Genomic DNA, 23,019 nt, shown 5'->3' with positions numbered 1-23,019 from the left:
CGTCGCCCTCCGCGTGAGGGCGTGGATCGAAACAGGTCGGGTGAGGTTGAGATGATCCAGAGCGAAGTCGCCCTCCGCGTGAGGGCGTGGAGCCCGAGTGCCTCAGGGGAGGGGCATGAGGGTGACGGAAATGAAGGGCGTCAGACTTTCGGCCTGGATTGTCCGCCTTGAACGGTAGCGGTGCTGGCGGTGGGGCCTAGCGCTCATCTGGTGCGTAACCTTGCGAGATCAGGTTCGCGTCCGAACACATAGAGCAACACGGAGGGGCGGCTGAGCGCCACATAAATCAGTTCCGCATCCGCGAGCCCTTCGGTGTCGACGAGGATCACAACGGGGCGGTCCAGGCCCTTGAAACGGCGCACGGTGTCGAACACGAGTTCCGGGCTGCTGTTCTGCGTGGCGTCAACAAACGGATGGCCGCAGACTACCCGACGGCCGCGCGGCTGACTCGCTTGCGCGAACGGACCTCGACGAGGTGCAACGCCGGGCGCCACAAAGGGCAGCGGGCGGCCCGGATAACGAAAAAGGTCCGGGAGTTCTCGGGCCTTTTCAGGGGTTTGCGATGGTACCGCCCCTCCGGATCGAACGGAGGACCTCCAGAGCCACAATCTGGCGCTCTAACCAACTGAGCTAGGGCGGCCCGTCGCGAGCGGGCTTTCTAGTCGCGCCCGTCGATGGGATCAAGCCTGTGGCGGCCGATCCTGGCGCATCGCCCACAGGCCTCTTCGCACGGCTTGCCGGAGCGTTCGGCAAGGGGGCGGGCCGCTCGCTCTCAGGACATGAGACTGCGGCGGGAGGGCGCCGCCCGGCAGGGCGCCTGCCGCCTCGCGCGGCGCCGTGGCGCAAGGAGCGCGGCGGATGCCTTCCGCCCCCTTGCCTGCGTCCAGCCCCGCGGGTCCAATCGACTTCGGTGAAGGGGGGCGGTCCATGAAAGCTATTCTTCTCGCCGGGCTTGCGGTCGCGGTCGTGTCGCTCGGGGAGGCCGCCTGCGCCCAGCCCGCCAAGGGCGTCTCGCCGAAGGAGCTCACCGGTGTGTGGACCAACGCGGCCCTGACCCAGCTGCAGCGGCCCGCCGGCCTGCCGCTGGTGGTGGATGAGGTGCGGGCGCGGGCCATCGCCGCCTCCAACCCCATGGTCCGGCGGGCAGCCGCGGAGACCGAGGCCACGGACCCGTCCGAAGGGGCGGGCGAGGCGACGGACTCCATTCAAGGGCACAACGCCTTCTGGCTGGACCCGGGCTCAAGCCTCGGACGGGTCAATGGCGAGTATCGCACCTCCTGGATCGTCGAACCCGAGGACGGGCGGCTGCCGCTGACCGAGGCGGGACGCCAGGCGTCGCGGGCGGCGGCCTTGCGGCGCGACCGGCAAGACCCGGAGGGCCCGGAGGACCTGTCGCCCAACGACCGGTGCCTGATCGGCTCCCGGGGCATGGGCGGACCCGGCATGCTCAACAACATCTACAATTCCAACTACCAGATCGTGCAGACGCCCGGGGCGGTGGCGATCATGGTGGAGATGGTCCACGACGTGCGCGTGATCCCGCTGTTTGCGGACAAGGCCTCAGCCCAGGCCGGGCATGGGCCGGCGGCGCTGCAGCGGTGGCTGGGCGATTCCGTAGGCTGGTGGGAGGGCGACACACTCGTGGTGGAGACCGTCCACGTGAATCCGCAGCAGGGAACGTTCGGGCCGATCTTCCTGTCGTCCAAGGGGCGGGTGGTGGAACGCTTCCGTCGGGTTTCGCCGGAGCAGATCGCCTACAGCTTCGAGGTCGAGGACGATCACTACTACACCCGACCCTGGCGTGCGGAGATGAGCCTCAACGCCATCGAGGGGCCGATCTACGAATACGCCTGCCACGAGGGCAATTACGCCATCGCCGGGGTTCTGGCGGGCGCCCGGGCCGCCGAGGCGGCGAGCGGGCCCTGAGCGCCACCCTCGGAGCGCCGCCTGCCGGTTCAGCCGGCCGGACAGCCTGGGGTCTGCGGATCGGGACGCACCGCCGCCGGCCGGGCCGGGCCCTTGAGAGGACGGCCGGGCGTGGCGCCGGTCAGTTCGCCGGACCGGATCACCGGAACCCCATTGACCAGCACGTGGCGGATGCCCGTGGAATAGCGGTGCGGATCGTTGAAATCGGCGTGGTCGGCGATCTTCTCGGCGGAGAAGACGGTGATGTCCGCGAAGGCGCCTTCCTTCAGCCGGCCGCGGTCCGTCTGGCCGATCTGGTCCGCCGCCATGGACGTCATGCGCTTGACGGCCTCCTCCAGCGTCAGGACTTTCTGTTCGCGCACATAGCGCGCGAGGACCCGCGGGAAAGCCCCGTAACTGCGCGGATGCGGCACTCCCTCGCCGAAGCCTACCGGATCGCCGTCGGTCTCGATCATCGCCAGCGGATGCTGGAGGATGCGGATCACATCGGCCTCATCCATGGCGTGATAGATGGCGCTGAACCCGCCGGCGAGTTGCAGGTCGATGAGCAGACTGACCGCCGTTTCGGGCGTCTGGGGGAGGCCCTTGTCCGCGGCGAGGTCGGCAAGAGTGCGGCCGTCATAAGCAGGGGCGGAGGGCACGTGACGGAACTGCAGGCGACGCAGGTCCGCGCCGCCCCGCTGAACCAGCAGGATGCGCATCACCTCGGCCTCGATCCTCTTGCGCGTCGCCGGGTCGGCCACCCGCTTGCGGAAGGCCTCCGGCCCGCCGGCCAGGGCCCAGGAGGGAAACATGACCCCCGAGCCCGTGGCGGAGGCCGTGTAGGGATAGACGTCGTGACGGATGTCCAGGCCGCGGGCGTTGGCCGCGTCGATCAGCGCCAGGGTTTTCTCGCTCCAGCCCCACTGGCCGGCGCCGGTCACCTTGTGGTGGTTGATCTGGGCGGGAAGCTTGGCGACCTCGGCGATGCGGATCAGCTCGTTCACGGAATCCAAGACGCCGCGGCCTTCATCCCGCATGTGCGAGACATAGATGCCGCCATGACACGAGGCGACCTTGGCTAGGGCGATGACCTCGTCGGTCTTGGCGAAGTTGGCGGGCACATAGAGCAGGCCGGTCGACAGACCGAGCGCGCCGTCCTTCATGGCCGCGGCCACGATGGCCTGCATGCGCACAAGTTCGGCGGGCGTCGGGGCGCGGTTCTCGACGCCGAGCACCTGGGTCCGAGCATAGCTGTGGCCTGCGAAGAAGCCCACGTTCGGGGCGACCCGCAGGCGGTCCATATAGGCTCCGAGCGGGTCGGGCTGGGCCCCGCTATGCAGGCTGGCGATGATGGTGGTGATGCCTTGCCGCAGGAAGTTCTCGGCTAGGGGGTGCTCGTGGATGTTGGTGGCGATGTGGGCGTGGTTGTCGATGAAGCCGGGGGCGACGACATGGCCGGTGGCGTCCAGCACCTGGTCGGCCTCGCTGTCGGGCAGGGCTTCGCGGGAGATGCGGACGATCCTGTCGCCCTTGGTGGCGACGTCGGCCCGATAGGCCGGGGCGCCGGTCCCATCCACCACCTGACCGCCCTTGATCAGCAGGTCATAGGCCGCAGCCAGGCCGGCGGCGGGCGTCAGGACCGTGGACGCCGCCGCCAGGGCGGCCAGCCCGCGCCGGCGTCCCCGGGCGACCCATGAATGTCCAGACCGATCCTGCCTCATCCCACGCATGCGCCCCTCCCGTGCTGATGGGAGGCGATGATCGCGCACGCGCGACGGAACGGCCCTTACCGAATTCGCGCGGCCTCATAGCCGCTGGTTATCAACCGGCGCCTTGAGGGGCGTTGCGCATAGCGTGGGGCTATGGAGCGCCAAACACTCGGAAACAGTCAGCCTGCAGGAAGGGCCGCATCCTTTCCCCGTAGCTGAGAGCGGCATGGAGGGGGCTTTGCGGCGTGGAATCCTGAACGGCGCAGGCATGGGCGCCTTGGCGGTCTGCATCCTGGCGGGATGCGCCCCTCTGACCGGGGGCGCGGGCGGGAAGCCCAGGCAGGTGGATCTGCTGATCCGCGGCGGGGAGGTCTATCTGGGCGACCTGTCGCCAGCGCGGGTGGCGGACGTGGCTATCACCGGAGACAAGATCGTCTTCGTCGGTGACGCCAGGGGCGTGAAGGCGGCCAAGGTGATCGACGCCAAGGACAGGATGGTCGCCCCGGGCTTCATCGACGCCCATTCCCACGCCACCGGCGAGCTCGTCTCCGACGACCCCAAGCACCGGCAGCTCCTCCGACAGCTGACCCAGGGCGTCACCACCAGCATCGTCGGGGTGGACGGGGCCGGCGAGCCGGAGGTCAAGGCCTTCATCGACAAGGCGAACGCCGCCGGCGTCGGCAACAACTTCGCCACCTTCGTCGGGTTCGGCGCCATCCGCCAGCGAGTGCTGCAGAACGACGCCCGGGCTCCGACCCCGGCCGAGCTGGAGACCATGAAGGCCTTGGCGGCGAGGGGCATGTGCGAGGGGGCCCTCGGCCTGTCTTCGGGCCTGTTCTACGCGCCCCAGAGCTTCGCGAAGACCGAGGAGGTGATCGAGGTCGCCAAGGAAGCCGGCAGGCGCGGCGGCCTCTACGACACCCACCAGCGCGACGAGGGCACGACTTCGATCGGCGTCGTGGCCTCCACGCGCGAGCAGATCCGCATCGGCCGGGAGAGTGGTGCGACCCTGCATCTGGGGCACTTCAAGGTCTCGTCGGGGGCCAAGCCCGACGGCCAGTCAATGACCGAACTCGTGCAGATCGTCGAGGAGGCCCGGGCCGCCGGACAGAACGTCACCTCCGACCAGTACCCCTGGTCGGCGTCGAATACCGGTCTCGTAGCCATCGCTATTCCGCGCTGGGCGCAGGACGGCGGGCGTCCGGCGATGCTCAAGCGGTTTCAGAACCCCGCGGACTTGGCGCGGCTCAAGGCCGAGGCTCTGGCCTTCTATGAGCAGCGGGGCGGGCCCCAGAACATCCTGATCAATGGTGCGCCGGATCAGCCCGAGCTGGTGGGCAAGCGGATCTCAGAGATCGCCGCCGCCTGGAACGTCGACCCCGCCGAAGCCACGGTGCGTATTCTCACCAAGGGCAATGCGAGCGTCGCGGTGTTCGCCATCACCGAGGCCGACATCAAGATCCTGATGAAAAAGCCGTGGAACATGTTCTCCACGGACGGCGGGCCGAGCGGCCATCCGCGGGGCCACGCCAGCTATCCCCGGCTCTGGTCCAAGTATGTGGTCGAGGAGAAGGTGATCACGCCCGTGGAGTTCGTGCACAAGTCCACGGGTCTGGTGGCCGACACCCTGGGGATCACCGGCCGCGGCTATCTCAAACCGGGCTACTTCGCTGACGTGGTGGTGATCGACCCCAAGTCGTTCCTGCCGATGGCCGACTATGTGCATCCGACCCGGCTCTCGACAGGGGTCGAGGCGGTGGTCCTCAACGGCAAGCTTGAACTGGAGAGTGGGAAACCCACCGGCGCCTTCGCAGGGCGCGGTCTCCCCAAACCGACCCCTGCGGGCTGTTCCTAGGGCGCGATCCCCTCACCCTGGCAGCCGCTGGGACGCCGTCGGCCCGCAAGGTCGGCGGCGTCTCTTCGTGCGGCCCGGCGCAGGTATAGCCCACCGCTATGAGGCGCCGCCCGGTTGGCATTTTCCAACGCCGATGAGCCCCGGCTAATCGGGATGAGCTTGTTCCGCCCTCGTCTTGCGGCGGAGATCAAAGGACCTTTCTCCATGAATATACCGGGGCCTTACCTGCTCTATCTAGGCGACGCCCGGGACGAGATTTCGGTGAAGACCTCGCGTGGCATTGCGGTCTTCCGCCCTGATCTGAGCCTGGGCGAGTATCGGCGCTCCACCGAGGCGGTGACCCTCGGGCTGCGGCAGATGTCTTTCGCCGAGGCCGTCGCCGAGGGGGCTAAGACGCTGGTGATCGGCGTGGCCAACGCGGGCGGAGTGCTGGGCCCTGAAGCCGTGGCCGATGCGGTCGCGGCCCTGGACGCCGGCTTGAATGTGGCCGCCGGCCTGCACGATCGCCTGAACGCCAATCCCGAGATCCGCGCCGCCGCCGAGCGGAACGGCCGGCAGCTGTTCGACGTGCGCGAGCCGCCGCCGGTGCTGAAGGTCGGCACAGGTTATCCCCGGTCGGGCCGCCGCCTGCTGACGGTGGGCACCGACTGCTCGGTGGGCAAGATGTACGCGACCCTGGCCCTGACCCGTGAGCTGGTCTCCCGGGGCGTGGCCGCCGACTTCCGGGCCACCGGGCAGACCGGGATCCTGGTGGCGGGCGGCGGCGTGCCCCTCGACGCCGTGGTCGCCGACTTCATCTCGGGCGCCGTGGAGATGGTCTCGCCGGCTCGGGAGGAGGCCGGCTGGGACCTGATCGAAGGCCAGGGCTCGCTGTTCCATCCATCCTATGCGGGCGTTTCGCTCGGCCTGCTGCACGGCGCCCAGCCGGACGCCATCGTCCTTTGCCACGAGCCGGGCCGGGAGAGCATGCGCGGCCTGCCGGGGCGGAGCCTGCCGGACCTCAAGGTCTGCCTGGAGGCCAACCTGGAAGCCGCGCGGCTGACCAATCCCCGGGTCGTGGCCGTCGGTGTGGCCTTGAACACCTCCAAGCTGGACGACGAGGCGGCCCGGAGGATCTGCGCCGAGACCGCCGATGCCCTGGGGCTTCCCTGCCAGGATCCGTTCCGGATGGGCGTGGACTTGATTGTGGATCGGATGGACGAATGCTTCGGACTCTCCGCGCAGGCGCCGAGCACTGGCCGCTAGCGACCCCGTTCCGGATTTCCCGGGGTGTTCGCACCCAGGCCGACTTGGTGGTGGCCGAGGTCCGGCAGGGGAATGTCGTGGGCCGCGGTGAGGGCGCGCCCATTCCGCGCTACGGCGATACGGTGGAAAGCTGCGTGGCCCAGATCGAGGCCCTGAGGCCGCAGGTCGAGGCCGGCCTTGACCGCCGCGCCCTGCTGGATGCGCTGAAGCCGGGGGCGGCGCGCAACGCCCTGGACTGCGCCCTGTGGGACCTTGAGGCCCGTCTTGCCGGCCGCAGCGTCGCTGAGCTGATCGGGCGCACGCCGCGCGGCCACGTGACCACGGCGCTCACCGTCAGCCTGGACGCCCCCGAGGCCATGGGAGCGGCCGCGGCGAAGCTTGCTCACTATCCCCTGGTGAAGGTGAAGGTCGACGGCTCCGACCCCGCCGCTCAGTTGCGGACCGTACGAGCGGCCTGTCCGGATGCAACGCTCATCGTGGACGCCAACGAGGCCTGGACCATGCCGTTGCTCGAAGAGCTGCAGCCTGTGCTGGCCGAGCTCGGGGTGGCCTTGCTGGAGCAGCCGCTGCCCGCGGCCGAAGACGCCGCGCTCGAAGGCTTCGTTCCATCAGTGCCGATCTGCGCGGACGAGTCCTGCCACCTTGCCGCGGATGTGCCGCGCCTGGCCAGGCGCTATCAGGCCGTGAACATCAAGCTCGACAAGACGGGAGGCCTCACTGCCGCCCTCGAGCTTTTGGCGGCAGCCCGGGCTGCGGGCATGACCGTGATGACCGGCTGCATGATCTGCACCTCGCTGTCGGTGGCGCCGGCCTTCCAGGTGGCCGAGCAGGCGGACTTCGTGGACCTCGACGGGCCGACGTGGCTGGCCCGGGACCGTGAGGGCGGGGTGGTGATGGAGGGCTCGGCCCTGAAGGCGCCGAGCGGACAGCTGTGGGGCGGCGAATCGGCCAGATAGTGTGAGGCGGGCGCAGGTTCGAGGGGCCTCCTGACTGCTCCGGACGCCCTGCCGCGCATGGGTCGCCAGGGGGAAACGCATGTCCGAGACTGAAGCGTCTTCGACCCAGGCTGCGCCGCGGCGCAGCCCGCTGCAACGCTACTGGTTCGACATTCCGCTTTGGAAACGCATCCTGCCGGCCCTGTTGCTCGGGGCCGTAGCGGGGATGGCCTATGGACCAGAGGCCGCTCAGGTCAAATGGCTCGGCGACATCTTCGTGCGGCTCACCCGCATGGTCGTCGCCCCCCTGGTTTTCGTCACCATCATGGCCGGGGTCATGGCGCTCGGCGATCCGAAGCGGCTGGGGGCCCTGGGGCTGCGGACGGTGGGCCTGTTCGTGGGCACCGCCGCGATCGCCGTCTGCATCGGAGTGAGCCTTGGCCTGCTGCTGCAGCCGGGGGTGGGCGTAAGCCTCGCCGCCGCCGTCCCGCAGGAGATCAAGCCCGGTCGGAGCCTGAGCGAGCAGCTCCTGGCGATCATCCCGCTCAACCCGGTGCAGGCCCTGGTGGAGGGCGACATGCTGGCGATCATCTTTTTCGCCGTTCTGTTCGCCGCGGCGCTTCTGAAGCTCGGCGAGCGGGCCAAGCCGCTGGTTGATGCGATCAACGTCGCATCGGACGCCATGTTGACGGTGGTGAAGTTCGTCATCGAGACCGCGCCGTTCGGCGTCTTCGGCCTGGTGGCCACTGCGGTGGGGGTGAACGGCTTGGGCGTCTTCGTGAACGTCTCCCTGCTGGCCCTGGGCACGCTGGTCTGCTGCACGATCCAGACGCTGGTGGTGCAGCCGGGGCTGATCCGGCTTGCGGGCGCTCTTCCGGCGGCGCCCTTTCTGCGGGGCGCGGCCGACGCCATCCTGGTCGCCTTTTCCACCTCGTCCAGCTCGGCGAGCCTGCCGGTGGAGATGACCGTCGCCGAGAAGAACCTCGGGCTGCACAAGAGCATTATCTCTACCGTCCTGCCGGTCGGCGTCAGCATCGGCCGTGACGGAACCGCCCTCTATGTGGCCTTGCTTTCTGTGTTCGCCGCCCAGGCCCTGGGCGTGGCGCTTCAGCCGGTGGATGTGGCCCTGATCATCGGTGCGGCGACGCTGCTGGCGGTCAGCACGCCGCCGGTTCCTTCGTCTTCGCTGTTCATGATGGCGGCGGTGCTGTCGGTGGTGGGGATCGATGACGCCCAGTCCGCGCTCATCGTCGGCTTCATATTGCCGTTCGACCGGCCGCTCGACATGATCCGGACCGTGCCGAACGTTATGAGCAATCTGACGAATGCGACGCTGGTGGCGCGCTGGTCCGGTGAGATGGATCCCGATGTCCTGCGCAAGCCGCCTCGCGTCTGAGAATTTCCCGCCGGGATTTTCGGCAGAGCGGCGATCCTTGCGCATGACGAAGCAGCAAGAGAGCGCCGTTCTCGCCGTCGCCGCGAGCGGATGCGCGTCAGCGCGCTGGTCTCGCGCCATTTCCTATGCAGCCGTTGGGAGGCGGTCGGGGACAGGGGGCGATTATCATGATGAACCTGAGACACATCGAGGTCTTTCACGCGGTCTATGTGAACGGCACGGTTAGCGGCGCGGCCCGCGCGCTGAACGTCTCCCAGCCATCCATCAGCAAGGTGCTGAGGCATGCGGAGATCCGGCTCGGCTTTCCGCTGTTCGAACGGGCGAAGGGGCGCCTCACCGCCACCGAGGAAGCCCATGCACTGTTCCGCGAGGTGGACGAAATCTACGGCCGGGTCGGGTCGCTGCAGCAGACGGCCAAGAACATTCGCCGGGGAGGCGAGGGCCGCATCCGCCTTGCGGTTCTGCCGGGTTTCGGCTTGAGCGTCGCCCCCCAGGCGGTGGCGCGCTTTCGCAAGGAACGGCCCAACGTCTCCTTCGACATCCAGACGCTCCATCACGCCGACATCCTGCGGACCCTCACCGAACGCGAGTGCGATCTCGCCATCGGCTACGAGCCCCCGAAGCATCCCCGCCTGGCCCATACCCAGATCGGTTCCGGCGAACTGGTTCTCATGTTCCGCAAGCAGGACCTGCCGGACGCGCCGCCGCGTCTGAGCCTCAGGGTCCTGGAAGGGCGCGAGTTCGTGAGCCTGGCCCACAGCGGGCCGATGGGCAACCTGTTCAACAACGAGGTGGCGCGCCAGAACCTCTCGCTCCAGGAGAGCATCACCATCCAGACGCTCTATACGGCCGCGCCCCTGGTCCGGCAGGGCATGGGCATGGCGGTGGTGGACGATTTCACGGCCCGGGCCTGTCTGGATCCCGAACTCGACTATCGGCCCCTGGATCCGCCGGTGCGTTTCGGCGTCCATTGCATCTACCTCGCCGACCGGCCGTTGCCGCGGCTCATGCAGCCCTTCATCCGCGTGCTGTCGCAGTTCACCACCGAGACTGTGGCGAAGCCGCCGACGAATCGGCCGCCGCTGCGCGTGATCGGCGCCCGCTGAGGCGCCATTCCCCAGCGGGACGGATAGCTGCCGGCTATGGCCTCGCAAAGCATTGATCACTCACCTCGCGAGGCGCCCGTGACACTCTCGTGTCGCTGTTGGCGACGCGGCTGAAGGGGCCGACGAACGCCGCGGACAGGCCCGCCGGCGTCGCCTGTCGCCGAGATGAGGCGATGAGGGACGAGACGCGGACGAGGGCCTCGACACGATCTGAGGGGGCCAGCCGATGCTGAACGAACTGATGACCTGCGACGCTCGCCAGCCGCGCGTCGCGGCCTTGTGGAAACAGGGGCTTGCGTACGGCGCCTCGGCGCTGGTGCTTGCGGTAAGCGCCGGACCCGCGGCCGCTCAAGCCGTACTTCCCACCACGATGGAGCCGGAAGCCCGGTCGGTTGAGGAGGTGGTGGTCACGGGGAGCCGTGTCGTCCGCGACGGCTTTCAGGCGCCGACCCCGCTGACGGTCATCAGCGAGCAGGATCTCGAGGCGGCGGCGCCGTCCAATCTCGCCGACTTCGTGAATGACATCCCGTCCATCCAAGGCAGCGCCACCGTCCAGACCGGCAACGCCAACATCAGCGCGGGCACCGCCGGCATCAACGCGCTGAACCTGCGCAACCTGGGCGGTTCGCGGACCCTGGTGCTGCTTGACGGTCAGCGCTCGGTGGCCTCGACCATCACCGGGCAGGTGGACATCAACACCTTCCCGCAGGGCCTCATCAAGAGCGTCGAGATCGTCACCGGCGGCGCCTCGGCCGCCTATGGTTCGGACGCGGTGTCGGGGGTGGTGAACTTCATCCTCGACAAGGAGCTCACCGGCATCAAGGGCTCGATCGAGGCGGGCCAGACGACCTATGGCGACAACGACCAGTATCGCCTCAACCTGAGCGCCGGCCTGCCCTTCATGCAGGGCCGCGGCAAGGTGCTGCTGAACGCCGAACTCACCGATCGCGAGGGCATCTATGGTGTGCCGCGCGACTGGAACAACAAAGGCTACTACATCGTCAACAACCCGGCCTACGCGCCGGGGAACGGTCAGCCCGAGCGCCTGGTCACCTACAACGCCGGCCCCATCGCCGCCCCCGGGGGCGTGATCTGGAACGGCCCCCTGCGGGGCACCGCCTTCGGCGTGGGCGGGGCGGTCTATCAGCAGTCTATGGACGTCGCCCGGGACCCGTGGCTGATCGGCGGCGACTGGGAACGCAACCAGGCCAACAAGCTAAACACCCTCGACGCCGACGAGCGGCGCAAGAGCCTCTTCGGACGTGTCAGCTACGAGATTGCCGACAATCTGGAGGTCTTTGGCCAAGCGTCGTGGACTAAGCATGCCTCCTACGGCTGGCTTGGCCGGCAATATAACCAGGGCAACGTCAGCATCCGATCGGACAACGCCTTCCTGCCGCAGAGCGTGCGCGAGGACCTCCAGGCGCTGAACATCACCAGCTTCAACCTGGGCACCAGCAACGCCGACTTCCCGGTTCGCGGCACCAACAACAACCGCCAAGTCGGGCGCTACGTGGTCGGCGCCAACGGCGAGTTCGAGGCCTTCGGCGACTCCTGGCGATGGGACGCCTACTACCAGTACGGGCGCACGCGCTCATTCGAGATGGCGAAGGACATCACCAACAATAACCGGCTCGCCATGGCCACGGACGCGGTGTTCCACCCCGTCACCGGCGAGATCGTCTGCCGCTCGACGCTGACCGATCCCAACAACGGTTGCGTGCCGCTGAACCGGTTCGGGGTGGGCGTCGCCTCTCCCGAGGCCATCGCCTGGACCCATGGGGACATCCACCGGATCCAGTACTTCACCCAGGAGGTGATGGCGGCAAACCTGTCGGGCGACCCTTTCTCGACCTGGGCTGGTCCGGTGTCGCTAGCGCTCGGTGTCGAGCACCGTAAGGAGAAGGTCAGCGGCTATGTGCCGCCGGGCCACAGCTCCGGGTGGTTCGTGGGCAACTACCTGCCGAATTTCGGCGCCTACGACGTGACCGAAGGCTACGTCGAGACGGTGATCCCGCTTTGGGAGGGCTTGGACTTCAACGGCGCCGTCCGCGCGACGGACTACTCGACCTCGGGCTTTGTGATGACCTGGAAGGCGGGTTTCACCTACTCGCCGATCCCCGACATCCGCTTCCGCGTCACCCGCTCGCGGGACATCCGGGCGCCAAACCTGAACGAGCTGTTCGCCGCCGGCACCAGCCGCTCGAACCAGTTGATCGACCCTTTCATGGGGAACACGAACACCCAGTTCCTGGAGGTGACGACCGGCAACCTGGCGCTGAAGCCCGAGAAGGCGGACACCCTGGGCCTTGGGGTGGTCGTCCAGCCGCGCTTCCTGCCGGGCTTCGCCGCCTCGCTCGACTATTATGACATCAAGATCAACGACGCGATCGGCTCGGTAGACGCCCAGCGCATCGTCGATCGCTGCTTCCAGGGCAAACAGGAGTACTGCGCCGCCATCCAGAGGTCGGGTCAGTTCATCACCCGGGTCTCGATCAGCCCGTTCAACTTTGCCAAGCGCCAGGCCCGCGGCTTCGACATGGAGGCCTCGTACCGCTTCGACCTGGGCGCGGGGACGATGACCCTGCGGGGCGTGGCTACCCGCTATCTGGAGAACTACAACGACAACGGCATCGACCCGCCGACCGACAGCGTCGGCTCGATCTCACTGCCGAAGTTCGTGTACCGGGCTACGGCCACCTGGCGCGCCGAGCCCTGGACGATCCAGGTCGTTGGCCGCGGCGTGAGCTCCTCCACCATCAGCAACGACTATGTGGTCTGCCAGAGCGCCTGCCCGGGCTCGACGACCTTCAACCCGACCATCAACTACAACCACGTCAACTCGGCCTTCTACCTGGATACGTCGATCACTTACGACATCGACGTGCCGCCGTTCTCGAGCACCCAGCTGTTCGTGAACGTGAACAACATCCTGAACGCGGATCCGGAACTGGTGCCCTACGGGCCGGCCGGCACGGCCTGGAGCGTGCCCCAGACCGACCAGGGGGTGTTCGACATCCTGGGGCGGGTGTTCCGGGTGGGGCTGCGGTTCCGCTACTGAGTTCGCGCGCAGAGAGATTTTGGGGGAGAGCATGACCCGTCGCAGATCGATCTTCCGTCGGTTCCGGACATTCGCAGCCGCGGCGGCCATGGTGCTGGGCGTCGGCGCGGCCGGCGCCCAGGCTGAGGACTATGACGTCATCATCCGGGGCGGCCTCGTCTATGACGGCACGGGAAGCCCGGGCCGGACGGTCGATGTGGCGCTCAAGGGCGACCGCATCGCCGAGGTCGGCGCCATCCCGGCGTCGGCGACGGCCTCCAGGGTGATCGACGCCAGGGGCCTCTATGTGACCCCCGGGTTCATCGATCCTCATTCCCACGCCGCGCCTGGGATCGGCACGCCCAAGCTCGCCGCGGCGGAGTCGATCCTCTACCAGGGGATCACCACCGTGATGATCAATCCCGACGGCGGCGGACCGGGCGATCTGCGTCCGCAGATCGCCGAGATCGAAAAGAATGTCCCTGGCGTGAACGTCATCCCGATGATCGGCCACAACGGCGTGCGCCAGGCGATCATGGGGCTCGACAACCGGGCGCCCACGTCGGCCGAGCTGGAGAAGATGCGGGGCCTGGTCAAACAGGCCATGGATCTCGGCGCCTTCGGGTTCTCCAGCGGCCCGTTCTACGTGCCGGGCAAGTATTCCCAGACGTCGGAACTGGTGGCCCTGGCCAAGGTGGCGGCCGCCTATCCGAATGCCTTCCACATCAGCCACATCCGGGACGAGTCCAGCTACGACGTGGGCGTCCTGGGCGCGATCAAGGAACTGATCGAGGTCTCTCGCCAGACCGGCATCATCGGCGTGGTCACCCACATGAAGATGCTCGGCCCTTCCGTGTGGGGGAAGTCGGCCGAGGCCATCAAGCTGATCGAGGACGCCCGGGCCGAGGGGCTCTCGATCTGGGCCGACCAGTATCCCTACGCCGCCTCGGGCACCTCGCTGCAGGCCTCGCTGGTGCCCGGCTGGGCGCAGGAGGGCGGCCGCGACGCTCTGGCCAAGCGCCTCGCCAACCCTGAACAGCGGGCGCTGATCCGCAAGGAAATGGCCGGCAATCTCGAACGGCGGGCCGGCGCCAACGCGATCATGATCCGCGGTTATGCGCCCGATCCGTCCCTAGAGGGCATGCGGCTGGACGAGATCGCCAAGCGCAAGCTGCAGGACCCGCTCGACACGGCGATCGATATGCTGATGAAGGGCGGCGCCGGCGTCGTCTCGTTCAACATGAATGAGGCCGACCTGGAAGCGATCATGAAGCAACCCTGGACCATGACCTCGACCGACGGAGCCCTGGTGGAGTTCGGCAAGGGCGCCGAGCACCCGCGGGCCTACGGCGCCTTCCCGCGGAAGTTCCGGCGCTATGTGCTGGACCGCGGAGTGATCAGCATGGAGCAGGCGGTCCATTCATCCACCGGGCTGCCCGCCCAGGTGTTCGCCATCAAGGACCGGGGCGTGCTGAAGCCCGGCGCCTATGCCGATGTGATCGTTTTTGACCCGAACACCATCCGCGACGTGGCTACCTACGAGAAGCCGCACGCCTATTCCGAAGGGATGCGGTACGTGTTCGTCAACGGCCGGCTCGCCCTGGCCGAGGGCAAGGTCACCGCGGAGCGCCACGGGCGGGTGCTGCTGCGGGAACGCTGAACCGGCGGGGAGAGGTCTTGGACGGCGGAGTGCAGGTTGGGGCAGGGCAGACCTGGGCGCGACGGTTGTCGGCGGAGGTCGGCAAGGCGGTGCTCGGGCAGGCCCATATCGTCGAGCGGTTGCAGGTCGCGCTCCTCGTCGGCGGGCATGTGCTGCTGGAGGGGCTGCCGGGCCTCGCCAAGACCCTGCTGGTGAAGTCGCTGGGCTCGGCCCTGGGGCTCTCCTGCGAGCGGATCCAGTTCACGCCGGACCTGCTGCCCAGCGACATCATCGGGACCATGGTCTATTCGCCCAAGGACGGGGGGTTCACGCCCCACCTCGGGCCGGTGTTCGCCAACCTGGTGCTCGCCGACGAGATCAACCGCGCTCCGGCCAAGGTCCAGAGCGCGCTGCTCGAGGCCATGCAGGAACGTCAGGTCACCATCGGCCGGACGCAGCATCGCCTCCCGGACCCGTTCCTGGTCCTGGCCACCCAGAACCCGGTGGAGCACGAGGGAGCCTATCCGCTGCCCGAAGCCCAGATGGACCGGTTCCTGTTCAAGCTCGGCCTGGACTACCCGTCGCATGACGACGAACTCGCCATGCTGCGCCGCTGGGGGTCGGCCGCCCAGGCGCCGGTGCTGGAGGCGGTGTCCGACGGGACTGAGCTTCTGCGCCTCCGGGCTGCGGTGGACGGGGTGCATGTCGCCACGGAGATCGAGGGCTATGTCCTGGCCTTGGTGCGGGCCACCCGGGATCTTGTGAAGCCGGGCGCCGACGGCGTGGCGCTGCTGGCTTTCGGCGCCTCGCCCCGGGCCTCCCTGGCGCTCTATCAGTCGGCCCGGGCCCTGGCCTTCCTGCGGGGGCGGGATCACGTGACGCCGGCCCTGGTGCAGGAGTTGGCGCAGGATGTCCTGCGGCATCGCATCGCCCTGACCTATGAGGCCGAGGCGCTGGGGCTCACGCCCGACGACGTGGTCGCCCGGACGGTCGCAACCGTGGCCGTGCCGGACTGAGCGAAACCCCATGCAGGCTCCGCCCCGGACGCTGGATCCCCGCGCGCTGGACGCCCTGCGCAAGCTCGAGTGGCGTCTGCGCCGCAGTCCCGTGGCGGGCCCCCTGGCGGGGGCGGCGCGGTCGATCTTCCGGGGGCGCGGACGGGACTTCGACCAGGTGACGCCATATGTCTTCGGCGACGATGTCCGCGACGTGGACTGGAACGTCACCGCCCGGCTCGGCGAGCTGCACCGCAAGGTCTTCATCGCCGAACGGGAGCCGACCGTGCTCGTGGTGGTCCAGGACGGCCCGGCCCTGCAGTTCGGCTCGGGCGCCGTCAGCAAGCGCGACGTTCTGCTGGAGCTGGCCGCCCTGATCATGCTGCTGGCGGTCATCAACCGCGAGCGGGTGGGTCTCATCCACCTGCGCGCCGACGGGGTGAGACTCCGGTCGCCCAGCCGCCATCGCGCCCACGCCCTCGCGGCGGCGGCCGAGCTGTTCGCGGGGACGGCGCCCGATCCCCTGGCCGGGCCGCCGCCATCGGTACTCGGCCAGCCGATCCCGCAGGGCGCCTTCCTCGTGCTGCTGGGCGATCCGCCGGAGGGGCCGCCGCCCCCGGATTGGACGCGGCTGAGGCGCCGGCACGACGCCATCGGCGTGCGCGTAGAAGACGCCTGGGAGCGGACCGGGCCGCCCGCCGGGGGCTTTGCGGCCTATGATCCCACGGCCCAGGCGCTGGCCTGGGTGGAGGCGAGTCCGGCGAGCCGGGCGGCCCACGCCGCCTGGCGGGCCGCGCGCGAGCAGGCCTGGGCGGCCTGGTGGCCGGATCCCGCCGACCGACTGATGGTGGATGCGGCGGCCGATCCCCTGGCGGCCCTGGCGAGCTTCCTGCGCCGCCGCGGCGCCCGCGGCGCGGCGGCATGAGCGCCCTCCGTTTTGAGCATCCCCTGGTCCTCGCGGGTCTGCTGATCATCCCCGCCGTGCTCGCCCTGCGCGCCTGGCGCGGCCGCGCGCCGGTGCTTCTCGTGCCCTATGCCGCCGCCTGGGCCTCGGGCCGCCGCCGCACCCGGCCAAGCCTTCGGCTGATCCTCGGCTGCCTGGCGATGGCCCTGATCACCGTGGCGGCCGCCCGTCCGCAGCGCATGGAACGCCATGCAGAGGCGATCACCCATGGCCATGACCTGATGCTGGTCATCGACCTGTCGACCTCCATGCTGGCGGAGGACTACCGGGGGGAAGATCGCCGGCCGATCAATCGGCTGGAGGCCGTGCGGCCGGTGATCCGGCGCTTCATCACCGACCGCCCCAATGACCGGATTGGCGTCGTAGTGTTCGCCGGCCGGGCCTACACCCTGGCGCCGCTCACCCGCGACCTCGCCTGGGTGGAGAGCCGGATCGAGGGGTTGAAGATCGGGCTGATCGAGGACGGTACGGCCATCGGCGATGGCCTCGGCCTCGCCCTCGCCGGCCTCGAACAGGGGCGGCGAGACGGTGAAGACGCCACGGGGCAGTTCGTAGTCCTGCTCACCGATGGGGCCAGCACCAGCGGCCGCCTGACCCCGCCTGAAGCGGCGATGATCGCCAGGACCCGCAAGATCCCGGTCTATACCATCGGAGCCGGGCGCGGGGGCGTGGCGCCGTTCCCGGTCTTCGATGACACCGGCCGGCGGATCGGTACGCGCCAGTTGCCTTCCAGCCTGGACGTGGAGGCCTTGCAGGCCATGTCCGCCGCGACGGGCGGACGATACCTCGCCGCGGGCGATGTCGAGGGGCTGAAGCAGGCTTTCGCCGCCATCGACAAGGCTCGCAAGGCCGAGGTCGAGGTGCGGCATCGCACGCAGGCCGTCGAACTCTACCCGTGGTTCGCCGGGCCGGCCTTGGCGGCCCTGTTGTTGGCCTTCCCGGGAACATCGCCCCGGTGGCGGAGGCGGGCGGCGGCATGAGTTTCGCCTGGCCGCACATGCTCTGGCTGTCGCTGCTCGCGCCGCTGGCCCTGGCGATCCAGGCCTGGCGCGACCGGCGCGCCGGGCCGGATGTTGAGGGGCCGCGAATTCTACGGGGCGAGGTTCTCGGCGGCCGGGTGCGTCTTGGCCGCATCGGGCGGCGTCGCGCCTGGCTGCACGCCGGGGCGGTGTTGCTGGTGGCGGCGGCCCTGGCCCGTCCGCAGGGCGCGCCCGGATCGGCGCCCGAAGCGGGTCTCCCCGCGGGACCGGTGGTGATCGCCCTCGACCTCTCCCGCAGCATGCTCGCCGCCGACGCCGCGCCGTCCCGCCTGGAACGGGCGCGGGCGCTCGCCCAAGGGCTGGAGGCCGAGTTGGCGGATCACCCTGTGGGGCTCCTGGCCTTCGCCGGCTCGACCCATGTCCTGGCGCCGCCCAGCGAGGATCGCGCCCTGATGGGCGCCTTTCTGCCGGCGCTGCAGCCGTGGCACCTGGTGGAGGCGGGGACGGATTTCGCGGCGATGCTGGATGGGTCCTTGGCGGCCTTCGGCGAGACGCCGCGGCCGGGCAGGGTGCTGGTGGTGCTGTCGGACGGCGAAGCCCAGCCCGGCGCATGGCGTGACCGCTTGGGCGCTCTGGACGAGGCCGGCGTCGCGGTGGTGGCCGTGGGGCTTGGCAGTCCGGATGGAGCTCCCGTCGTCGATGTGGATGGTCGGCCGGTGCGAGACGCCGCGGGGACGCCTGTGGTCTCGCGTGCGCAGCCCGCGGTCCTGACCTCCTTGGCCGAGGCGACGGGCGGCCGCTACCTGGAGGCGTCCAGGCTCGACGGCCCCGGGGCGCTGGCCGAGGCCGTCCGCACGATCCAGGCGCGCGCCGGAGAGGCGGCGAGTCCCGTTGCGATGGGCCCCGGCGCCGGACGGCGGGAGTGGTCTGCGCTTTTCCTCGCCGCGGCCCTGATCATGCTGGCGGTCAGTCTCGTGCGGGAGCATCCGGCCGAGCCGAGGCCCCCCCCGCGGCGGGGCGGTCGGTTTGCGGCGGCGACGATCTGCCTGGCCGCGCTTCTGCCGCTCCTGCCGCCGAGCGCCCTGTCGCAGAGCCGGCCACCGGATCCGTCTGAGGCCGAGCCGCTGGATCGCATGGTCGCCTTGGTCGAGCGCCTGATCGCGAAGCCCGCCCTGGACGCGGGCGACTATCTTGCGGTGGCCGAAGTGGCGATCCGGTATGGCGAGATCCACCGTGGACATGGCCACGCCTTGGAAGACGGCGTCCTGCGCGATGGCCTTGAGGCGGTGGACGCGGGGCGTCGGCTCGATCCGCGACGCGCCGACTGGACGGCCCTGGAAGCGCGTCTGCGGCGGCTGCGTGTTCCTCCGCCGCCCGTTCCCCTGGACGATCCCGGTCCGGCCGACCCTGCCAACGAGCCCCTGGACGGGACGGGCGAGCTCAAGGCGCCGGACGAGGCGGGCGACGCGGGCGGCCAGAAGGGGACGGCGGGCGAGACCCAGGAGCCCACGGCGGGCGAACAGGGCCTGCAGAGCGTCGGCGGCGCCCAACGAGACGTGTTCGATCCAGCGGAGTGGCGCAATACCGCCCTGGTGCGGCCGCTTGCGGTCCTGGAGGCGCTGCGTCGTGAAGACTCGCCTGCGGACCTATTCCGTCTCATGCAGCCGCCCGTCCCCCATGGCGAGCCTCTTGCGGAGCAGACCTGGTGATCTGCGCCTTGCTTCGTTCATGGCTGACGATCCCGGCGTTTGCGGGCTTGGCGGTCGCCTTGGCAGCCGGCGCCGGCCAAGCCCAGACGCCGCCCGCAGCGCCCAAGGCCACGGGCGCCTTTGAGACCCCCCGGGAAGTGTGGGCTGGAGAGGTGTTCGACCTCGCCCTGGCCTGGCGGGTGAACTGGGCGGATTTCGGACACCTCGAAGGCGACATGGCCTGGACCGCCGCGCCACTGGTGGCCGAGGCCTGGAGCGAGCCGAAGCTTCGCGAGATGGCGACGGGCTCGGACATGGCCGTGATCGAGCGGCGGACCCAGGCCGTGGCGCTAGAGCCGGGGACCGTCCGCCTGCAGCCCGCCCGCCAGATGATGGTGCTGCGCACGGGCGTGCTCAGGACTGAGGACTACGAGCGGGCGATCACCGCGGCCGTGCCGGTGCAGACGACGGCGGCCCAGTTGACGGTTCGCCCCTTGCCGTCGCCGCCGCCCGGTTTTTCCGGGGCAGTCGGCGCCTTCCACCTCACCTCCACGGTCGACCGGACTATGGTGCGCGTGGGCGAGACGCTGTCGTGGACCGTGTCCCTTGATGGCGCAGGCTCCTGGCCGGCGATCCGGGGGCTGCCCGCTCGCCGCCTGTCCCGGGACTTCGAGTTGATCGGGACGCCATCGGTGGAAGAAGCGGGCGAGACCCTATTCGCGCGTAGTCTGCGAGAGACGGTGAAGCTGACGCCCCGTCGCGCCGGCGACTATGTCCTGGGGGCGGTGGAACTCGTCGCCTTCGACCCGGCGGCGGGCCGATATGTCCGTCTGCGGTCCGCGCCGGTCCCGGTGCACGTCCAGCCGGGGCCCGGCGGCGAGGGCGCGGCGCCCCCGGTCGGTGCCTCGGCTCCGCCCGACGGCGAGGCCCTGCCGCAATTGCTGGCAAGCCCTGGCCAGGCGACGCCGCCGCCGCGGGACGGGGTCTGGTTCGCGGCTCTGGCGGCGGGCCCTGGCGCCGTGCTGGCCCTCTGGCTCTCCCTGGCGTTCGCGCGGGCACGGCGTCTCGATCCGCACCGCGGGCCCAGGAGGGCGCATGGCCGTCTCGCCCGCACCCTGGACCGGCTCGGTCGGGTGCGGGATCCGGCCGAGACTGCGCGCCTGCTGCGTGGTTGGCAGGCGGATGCGGCCGTGCGCCTTGGTGTTGGCAAGGCGGCGCCCACGCCCGAGGATTTGCCGGCGGATAGCGCCTGGCGGGTGCTCTGGGAGGAGGCTGACCTTGCGCTCTACGCCCGCGACGCCGCCTTGCCGGCGGACTGGCGCCAACGCGCGGTCGCCGCCCTGGGAGCCCTGGGGCGACCGCCGCCCTTCGATCCACGCAGTATCCTGCGGCGCGCTAGCTTGCTGCCGGCCCTGGCCGCCGCCGCGGTTTCGGTGTGTGCGCCGGACTTCGCCCGGGCGGCCGCGAGCGACGAGGCGGCTCTGACAGCGCGGCTTGCGGTCCAGCCCCTGGACTGGCGCTCCCGTCACGACTTGGCCGTGGTTCTGGGCGCTCAGCGGCGGTGGGACGAAGCTGCCGGACATGCCGCCGTGGCGTGGGTGCAGGCGCCGCGCGCGGCCGAGACGAGGCGGCTGTGGATACTCGTCGCCGACAAGGCCGGCGTTGATCCGCAGACGCCGCGGCCGGGGGCGAGGCTCGCCGACGCTCTGTCCGCGCCGGCGTGGCGTTGGGCTGTGCTGGGGGCAGCGCTGATCGGCTCCCTGGGCGCGGGTATGGGCGTTCTGGCGCGTTACCGGCGGCTGTCGCCCCTCTGGACGCGAGCCGGGGCGGCGCTGATTGTGGCCGGCGTTCTTGCAGGAGGCCTCGCCGCCTGGTCGCTCCGGGCCTATGGGCCGCTCGCCGCTCCCGATGCGGTGATCGTCTGGAAAGCCGCGCCCCTCCGTCCCGCGCCGGTCGAAACACCGGCGGAGACCGCGCCCGCACAGCTGCCGGCGGGCGCGACGGCCCGGGCCGACGGCGCGAGCTTCCTGGGCTGGCGCCGCGTCCGTCTGGCCGACGGCCGGACCGGCTGGGTCCGCACCGAGCATCTGGTCTGGGTCTGGCGGGCCACGCCGGGCTGATCCACAGCCGCACTTTCGGACGCTTGGCGATGGCGGGGGCCTTGGCCGATGCTGGCGGCGGCGACTCGGCGCGGCGCGATCGGCGGCCGGGCGCAGACGGGAGGAGTTTCATGGAACGCCGCAGCTTCCTGCTGTCCCTTGGCGCGGCCGCGGGCCTAGCCCCGTTCGGACCTGCCCCGGCCGCGGGGCCGACGACCCTGAGGGCGGCCGCCCGCGACGCCTGGCTGTACGGCCTGGCCCTGATCGAGATGGCGGGGTCGCGCAGCGAAGCGCTGAACAATGCGCCGCCCAACACCCTGATGCGTCAGCGCACGCTGACCACGGTGGAGACCCAGCGCGTCACGACGCCCAACAACGACACCCTCTACGCCCGGGCCTGGCTAGACCTGCGCCAGGGGCCGGTGCGGCTGACGCTGCCGCCGAGCCCCGGCCGCTACATGTCCGTGGCGCTGATGGACATGTATTCCAACAACTTCGCCATCCTCGGCACCCGCACCACGGGCGAGGACGGCGGCGAGTTCACTATCATCGGGCCCGACGCGGCGAACGCCGATTCCGGAGCCATCCGCTCGCCCACGCCCTGGGTCTGGCTGCTGGCCCGGACCCTGGTGGACGGGGAGGCGGACCTCGCCGCCGCCAACGCCGTGCAGGACCGCATCCTGGTGAAGGGGCCGACCGCGCCGACGCCGAAGCCGCCCGCCCGCCGCACCGCGCCCTGGGCCGAGTACTTCGCCTCGGTACATGAGCTGATGCGGGAGAACCCGCCGCCCGCCACCGACCGGCTCTGGCTGGCCCGCATGGCGCCGTTGGGCGTGGGAACCGCGGCCGGCTTCGACGCATCGCGGTTCAGTGCGGCCGAGGCGGTGGAGATCCAGGCTGGCGCCGTGGAAGCCCGGATGCTGCTGCTCTCCCGGCGCGCCGGGCGGCTTGAGCAGGGTTGGCTCTATCCCAGGGCCAATCTCGGCGACTTCGGCCAGGACTATCTCTATCGGGCGCAGATCGCGGTCGGCGGCCTCGCGGCCCTGCCGAACGTCGAGGCCATGTACATGCGGGCGGTGACCCCGGAAGGCCGGCCGACGTTCGACAGCGCAAAGCGCTACCGGCTGCGCCTGCCTGGCGACGCCCTGCCGCCCGCGGAGTCGTTCTGGTCGCTCACCGTGTACGAGGCCACGCCGGACGGGCAGTTCTTCTTCACGCCCAACCCGCTCAACCGCTGGGCCCTCGGCGACCGCTCGCCGGGGCTGGTGCGGACGCCCGACGGCGGGCTGGAGATCCTGATGCAGCGCGAGGCGCCCGCCGGGGCGATGCAGGCCAACTGGCTGCCGACACCGAGCGGCCGGCCGTTCTCGGCGATCCTGCGGGTCTATCTGCCGAAGGAGCCGCTGCTCGACGGCAGCTACCGCCTGCCGCCGCTCGAGGCGCTGTAGCGCCGAACCGGC

The 23,019-nt window shown here is 70.0% G+C and carries 16 protein-coding genes and 1 tRNA gene; 14 read left to right on the top strand and 3 right to left on the bottom strand.

From position 1 onward, the window contains the following. Nucleotides 1-203: 203 nt before the first annotated feature. Both BO64_RS00285 and BO64_RS00280 read right to left on the bottom strand, forming a co-directional pair. A complete protein-coding gene (locus BO64_RS00285; RefSeq protein WP_496401264.1) occupies nucleotides 204-374 on the bottom strand; it encodes an ATP-binding domain-containing protein in 171 nt (56 codons plus the stop codon). A 189-nt stretch (nucleotides 375-563) separates the two neighbouring features. Beyond that, a tRNA-His gene (locus BO64_RS00280) sits at nucleotides 564-640 on the bottom strand. 287 nt (nucleotides 641-927) lie between these two features. Here BO64_RS00280 and BO64_RS00275 point away from each other — a divergent pair. Then, entirely contained in the window at nucleotides 928-1,926 is a 999-nt protein-coding gene (locus tag BO64_RS00275) for a hypothetical protein (protein ID WP_496401263.1), read from the top strand. Nucleotides 1,927-1,955: 29 nt separating this feature from the next. Here the strand turns inward: BO64_RS00275 and BO64_RS00270 are convergent, their stop codons facing one another. Next, nucleotides 1,956-3,638, bottom strand: a complete 1,683-nt coding sequence (locus tag BO64_RS00270) for an N-acyl-D-amino-acid deacylase family protein (RefSeq protein WP_496401262.1) — start codon at nucleotides 3,636-3,638, stop codon at nucleotides 1,956-1,958. 217 nt (nucleotides 3,639-3,855) lie between these two features. On the opposite strand from BO64_RS00270, the gene BO64_RS00265 reads away from it, so the two are divergent. The 13 genes from BO64_RS00265 to BO64_RS00205 all read left to right on the top strand — a co-directional run bounded on the left by BO64_RS00265 (nucleotide 3,856) and on the right by BO64_RS00205 (nucleotide 23,007). Beyond that, complete coding sequence (locus BO64_RS00265) at nucleotides 3,856-5,472, top strand: N-acyl-D-amino-acid deacylase family protein (RefSeq protein WP_496401261.1); 1,617 nt, start codon at nucleotides 3,856-3,858, stop codon at nucleotides 5,470-5,472. Between the two features lie 204 nt (nucleotides 5,473-5,676). Then, the gene (gene dgcN, locus BO64_RS00260) at nucleotides 5,677-6,717 is read left to right on the top strand and encodes an N-acetyltransferase DgcN (protein ID WP_496401260.1); all 1,041 of its coding nucleotides are present in this window, start codon (nucleotides 5,677-5,679) and stop codon (nucleotides 6,715-6,717) included. Beyond that, nucleotides 6,675-7,673: an N-acetyl-D-Glu racemase DgcA gene (gene dgcA / locus BO64_RS00255; RefSeq protein WP_496401259.1), complete on the top strand. Its 999-nt coding sequence runs from the start codon at nucleotides 6,675-6,677 to the stop codon at nucleotides 7,671-7,673. Before dgcN ends, dgcA begins: the two co-directional genes overlap by 43 nt. Before the next feature lie 79 nt (nucleotides 7,674-7,752). Beyond that, nucleotides 7,753-9,048, top strand: coding sequence for a dicarboxylate/amino acid:cation symporter (locus tag BO64_RS00250; protein ID WP_496401258.1), 1,296 nt, complete (start codon nucleotides 7,753-7,755; stop codon nucleotides 9,046-9,048). A 167-nt stretch (nucleotides 9,049-9,215) separates the two neighbouring features. Beyond that, on the top strand, nucleotides 9,216-10,154 hold the full coding sequence (locus BO64_RS00245; protein ID WP_496401257.1) for a LysR family transcriptional regulator: 939 nt from the start codon (nucleotides 9,216-9,218) through the stop codon (nucleotides 10,152-10,154). A gap of 226 nt (nucleotides 10,155-10,380) precedes the next feature. Continuing rightward, entirely contained in the window at nucleotides 10,381-13,215 is a 2,835-nt protein-coding gene (locus tag BO64_RS00240; RefSeq protein ID WP_496401256.1) for a TonB-dependent receptor plug domain-containing protein, read from the top strand. 31 nt (nucleotides 13,216-13,246) lie between these two features. Further along, entirely contained in the window at nucleotides 13,247-14,854 is a 1,608-nt protein-coding gene (locus BO64_RS00235; protein ID WP_496401255.1) for an N-acyl-D-amino-acid deacylase family protein, read from the top strand. A 65-nt stretch (nucleotides 14,855-14,919) separates the two neighbouring features. Beyond that, a complete protein-coding gene (locus tag BO64_RS00230) occupies nucleotides 14,920-15,849 on the top strand; it encodes an AAA family ATPase (RefSeq protein WP_496401254.1) in 930 nt (309 codons plus the stop codon). A gap of 10 nt (nucleotides 15,850-15,859) precedes the next feature. Next, entirely contained in the window at nucleotides 15,860-16,753 is an 894-nt protein-coding gene (locus tag BO64_RS00225; protein ID WP_496401253.1) for a DUF58 domain-containing protein, read from the top strand. Beyond that, entirely contained in the window at nucleotides 16,750-17,772 is a 1,023-nt protein-coding gene (locus tag BO64_RS00220) for a vWA domain-containing protein (RefSeq protein WP_496401252.1), read from the top strand. The genes BO64_RS00225 and BO64_RS00220 overlap by 4 nt, the downstream gene beginning before the upstream one ends. After that, the gene (locus BO64_RS00215; RefSeq protein WP_496401251.1) at nucleotides 17,769-19,481 is read left to right on the top strand and encodes a vWA domain-containing protein; all 1,713 of its coding nucleotides are present in this window, start codon (nucleotides 17,769-17,771) and stop codon (nucleotides 19,479-19,481) included. Before BO64_RS00220 ends, BO64_RS00215 begins: the two co-directional genes overlap by 4 nt. A gap of 47 nt (nucleotides 19,482-19,528) precedes the next feature. Further along, on the top strand, nucleotides 19,529-21,580 hold the full coding sequence (locus BO64_RS00210; protein ID WP_496401250.1) for a BatD family protein: 2,052 nt from the start codon (nucleotides 19,529-19,531) through the stop codon (nucleotides 21,578-21,580). Between the two features lie 110 nt (nucleotides 21,581-21,690). Further along, nucleotides 21,691-23,007, top strand: coding sequence for a DUF1254 domain-containing protein (locus BO64_RS00205; protein WP_496401249.1), 1,317 nt, complete (start codon nucleotides 21,691-21,693; stop codon nucleotides 23,005-23,007). Nucleotides 23,008-23,019 lie beyond the last annotated feature (12 nt).

This window comes from Phenylobacterium composti DSM 19425, assembly GCF_059568645.1.
This window is presented reverse-complemented; position numbering and strand designations above follow the sequence as displayed.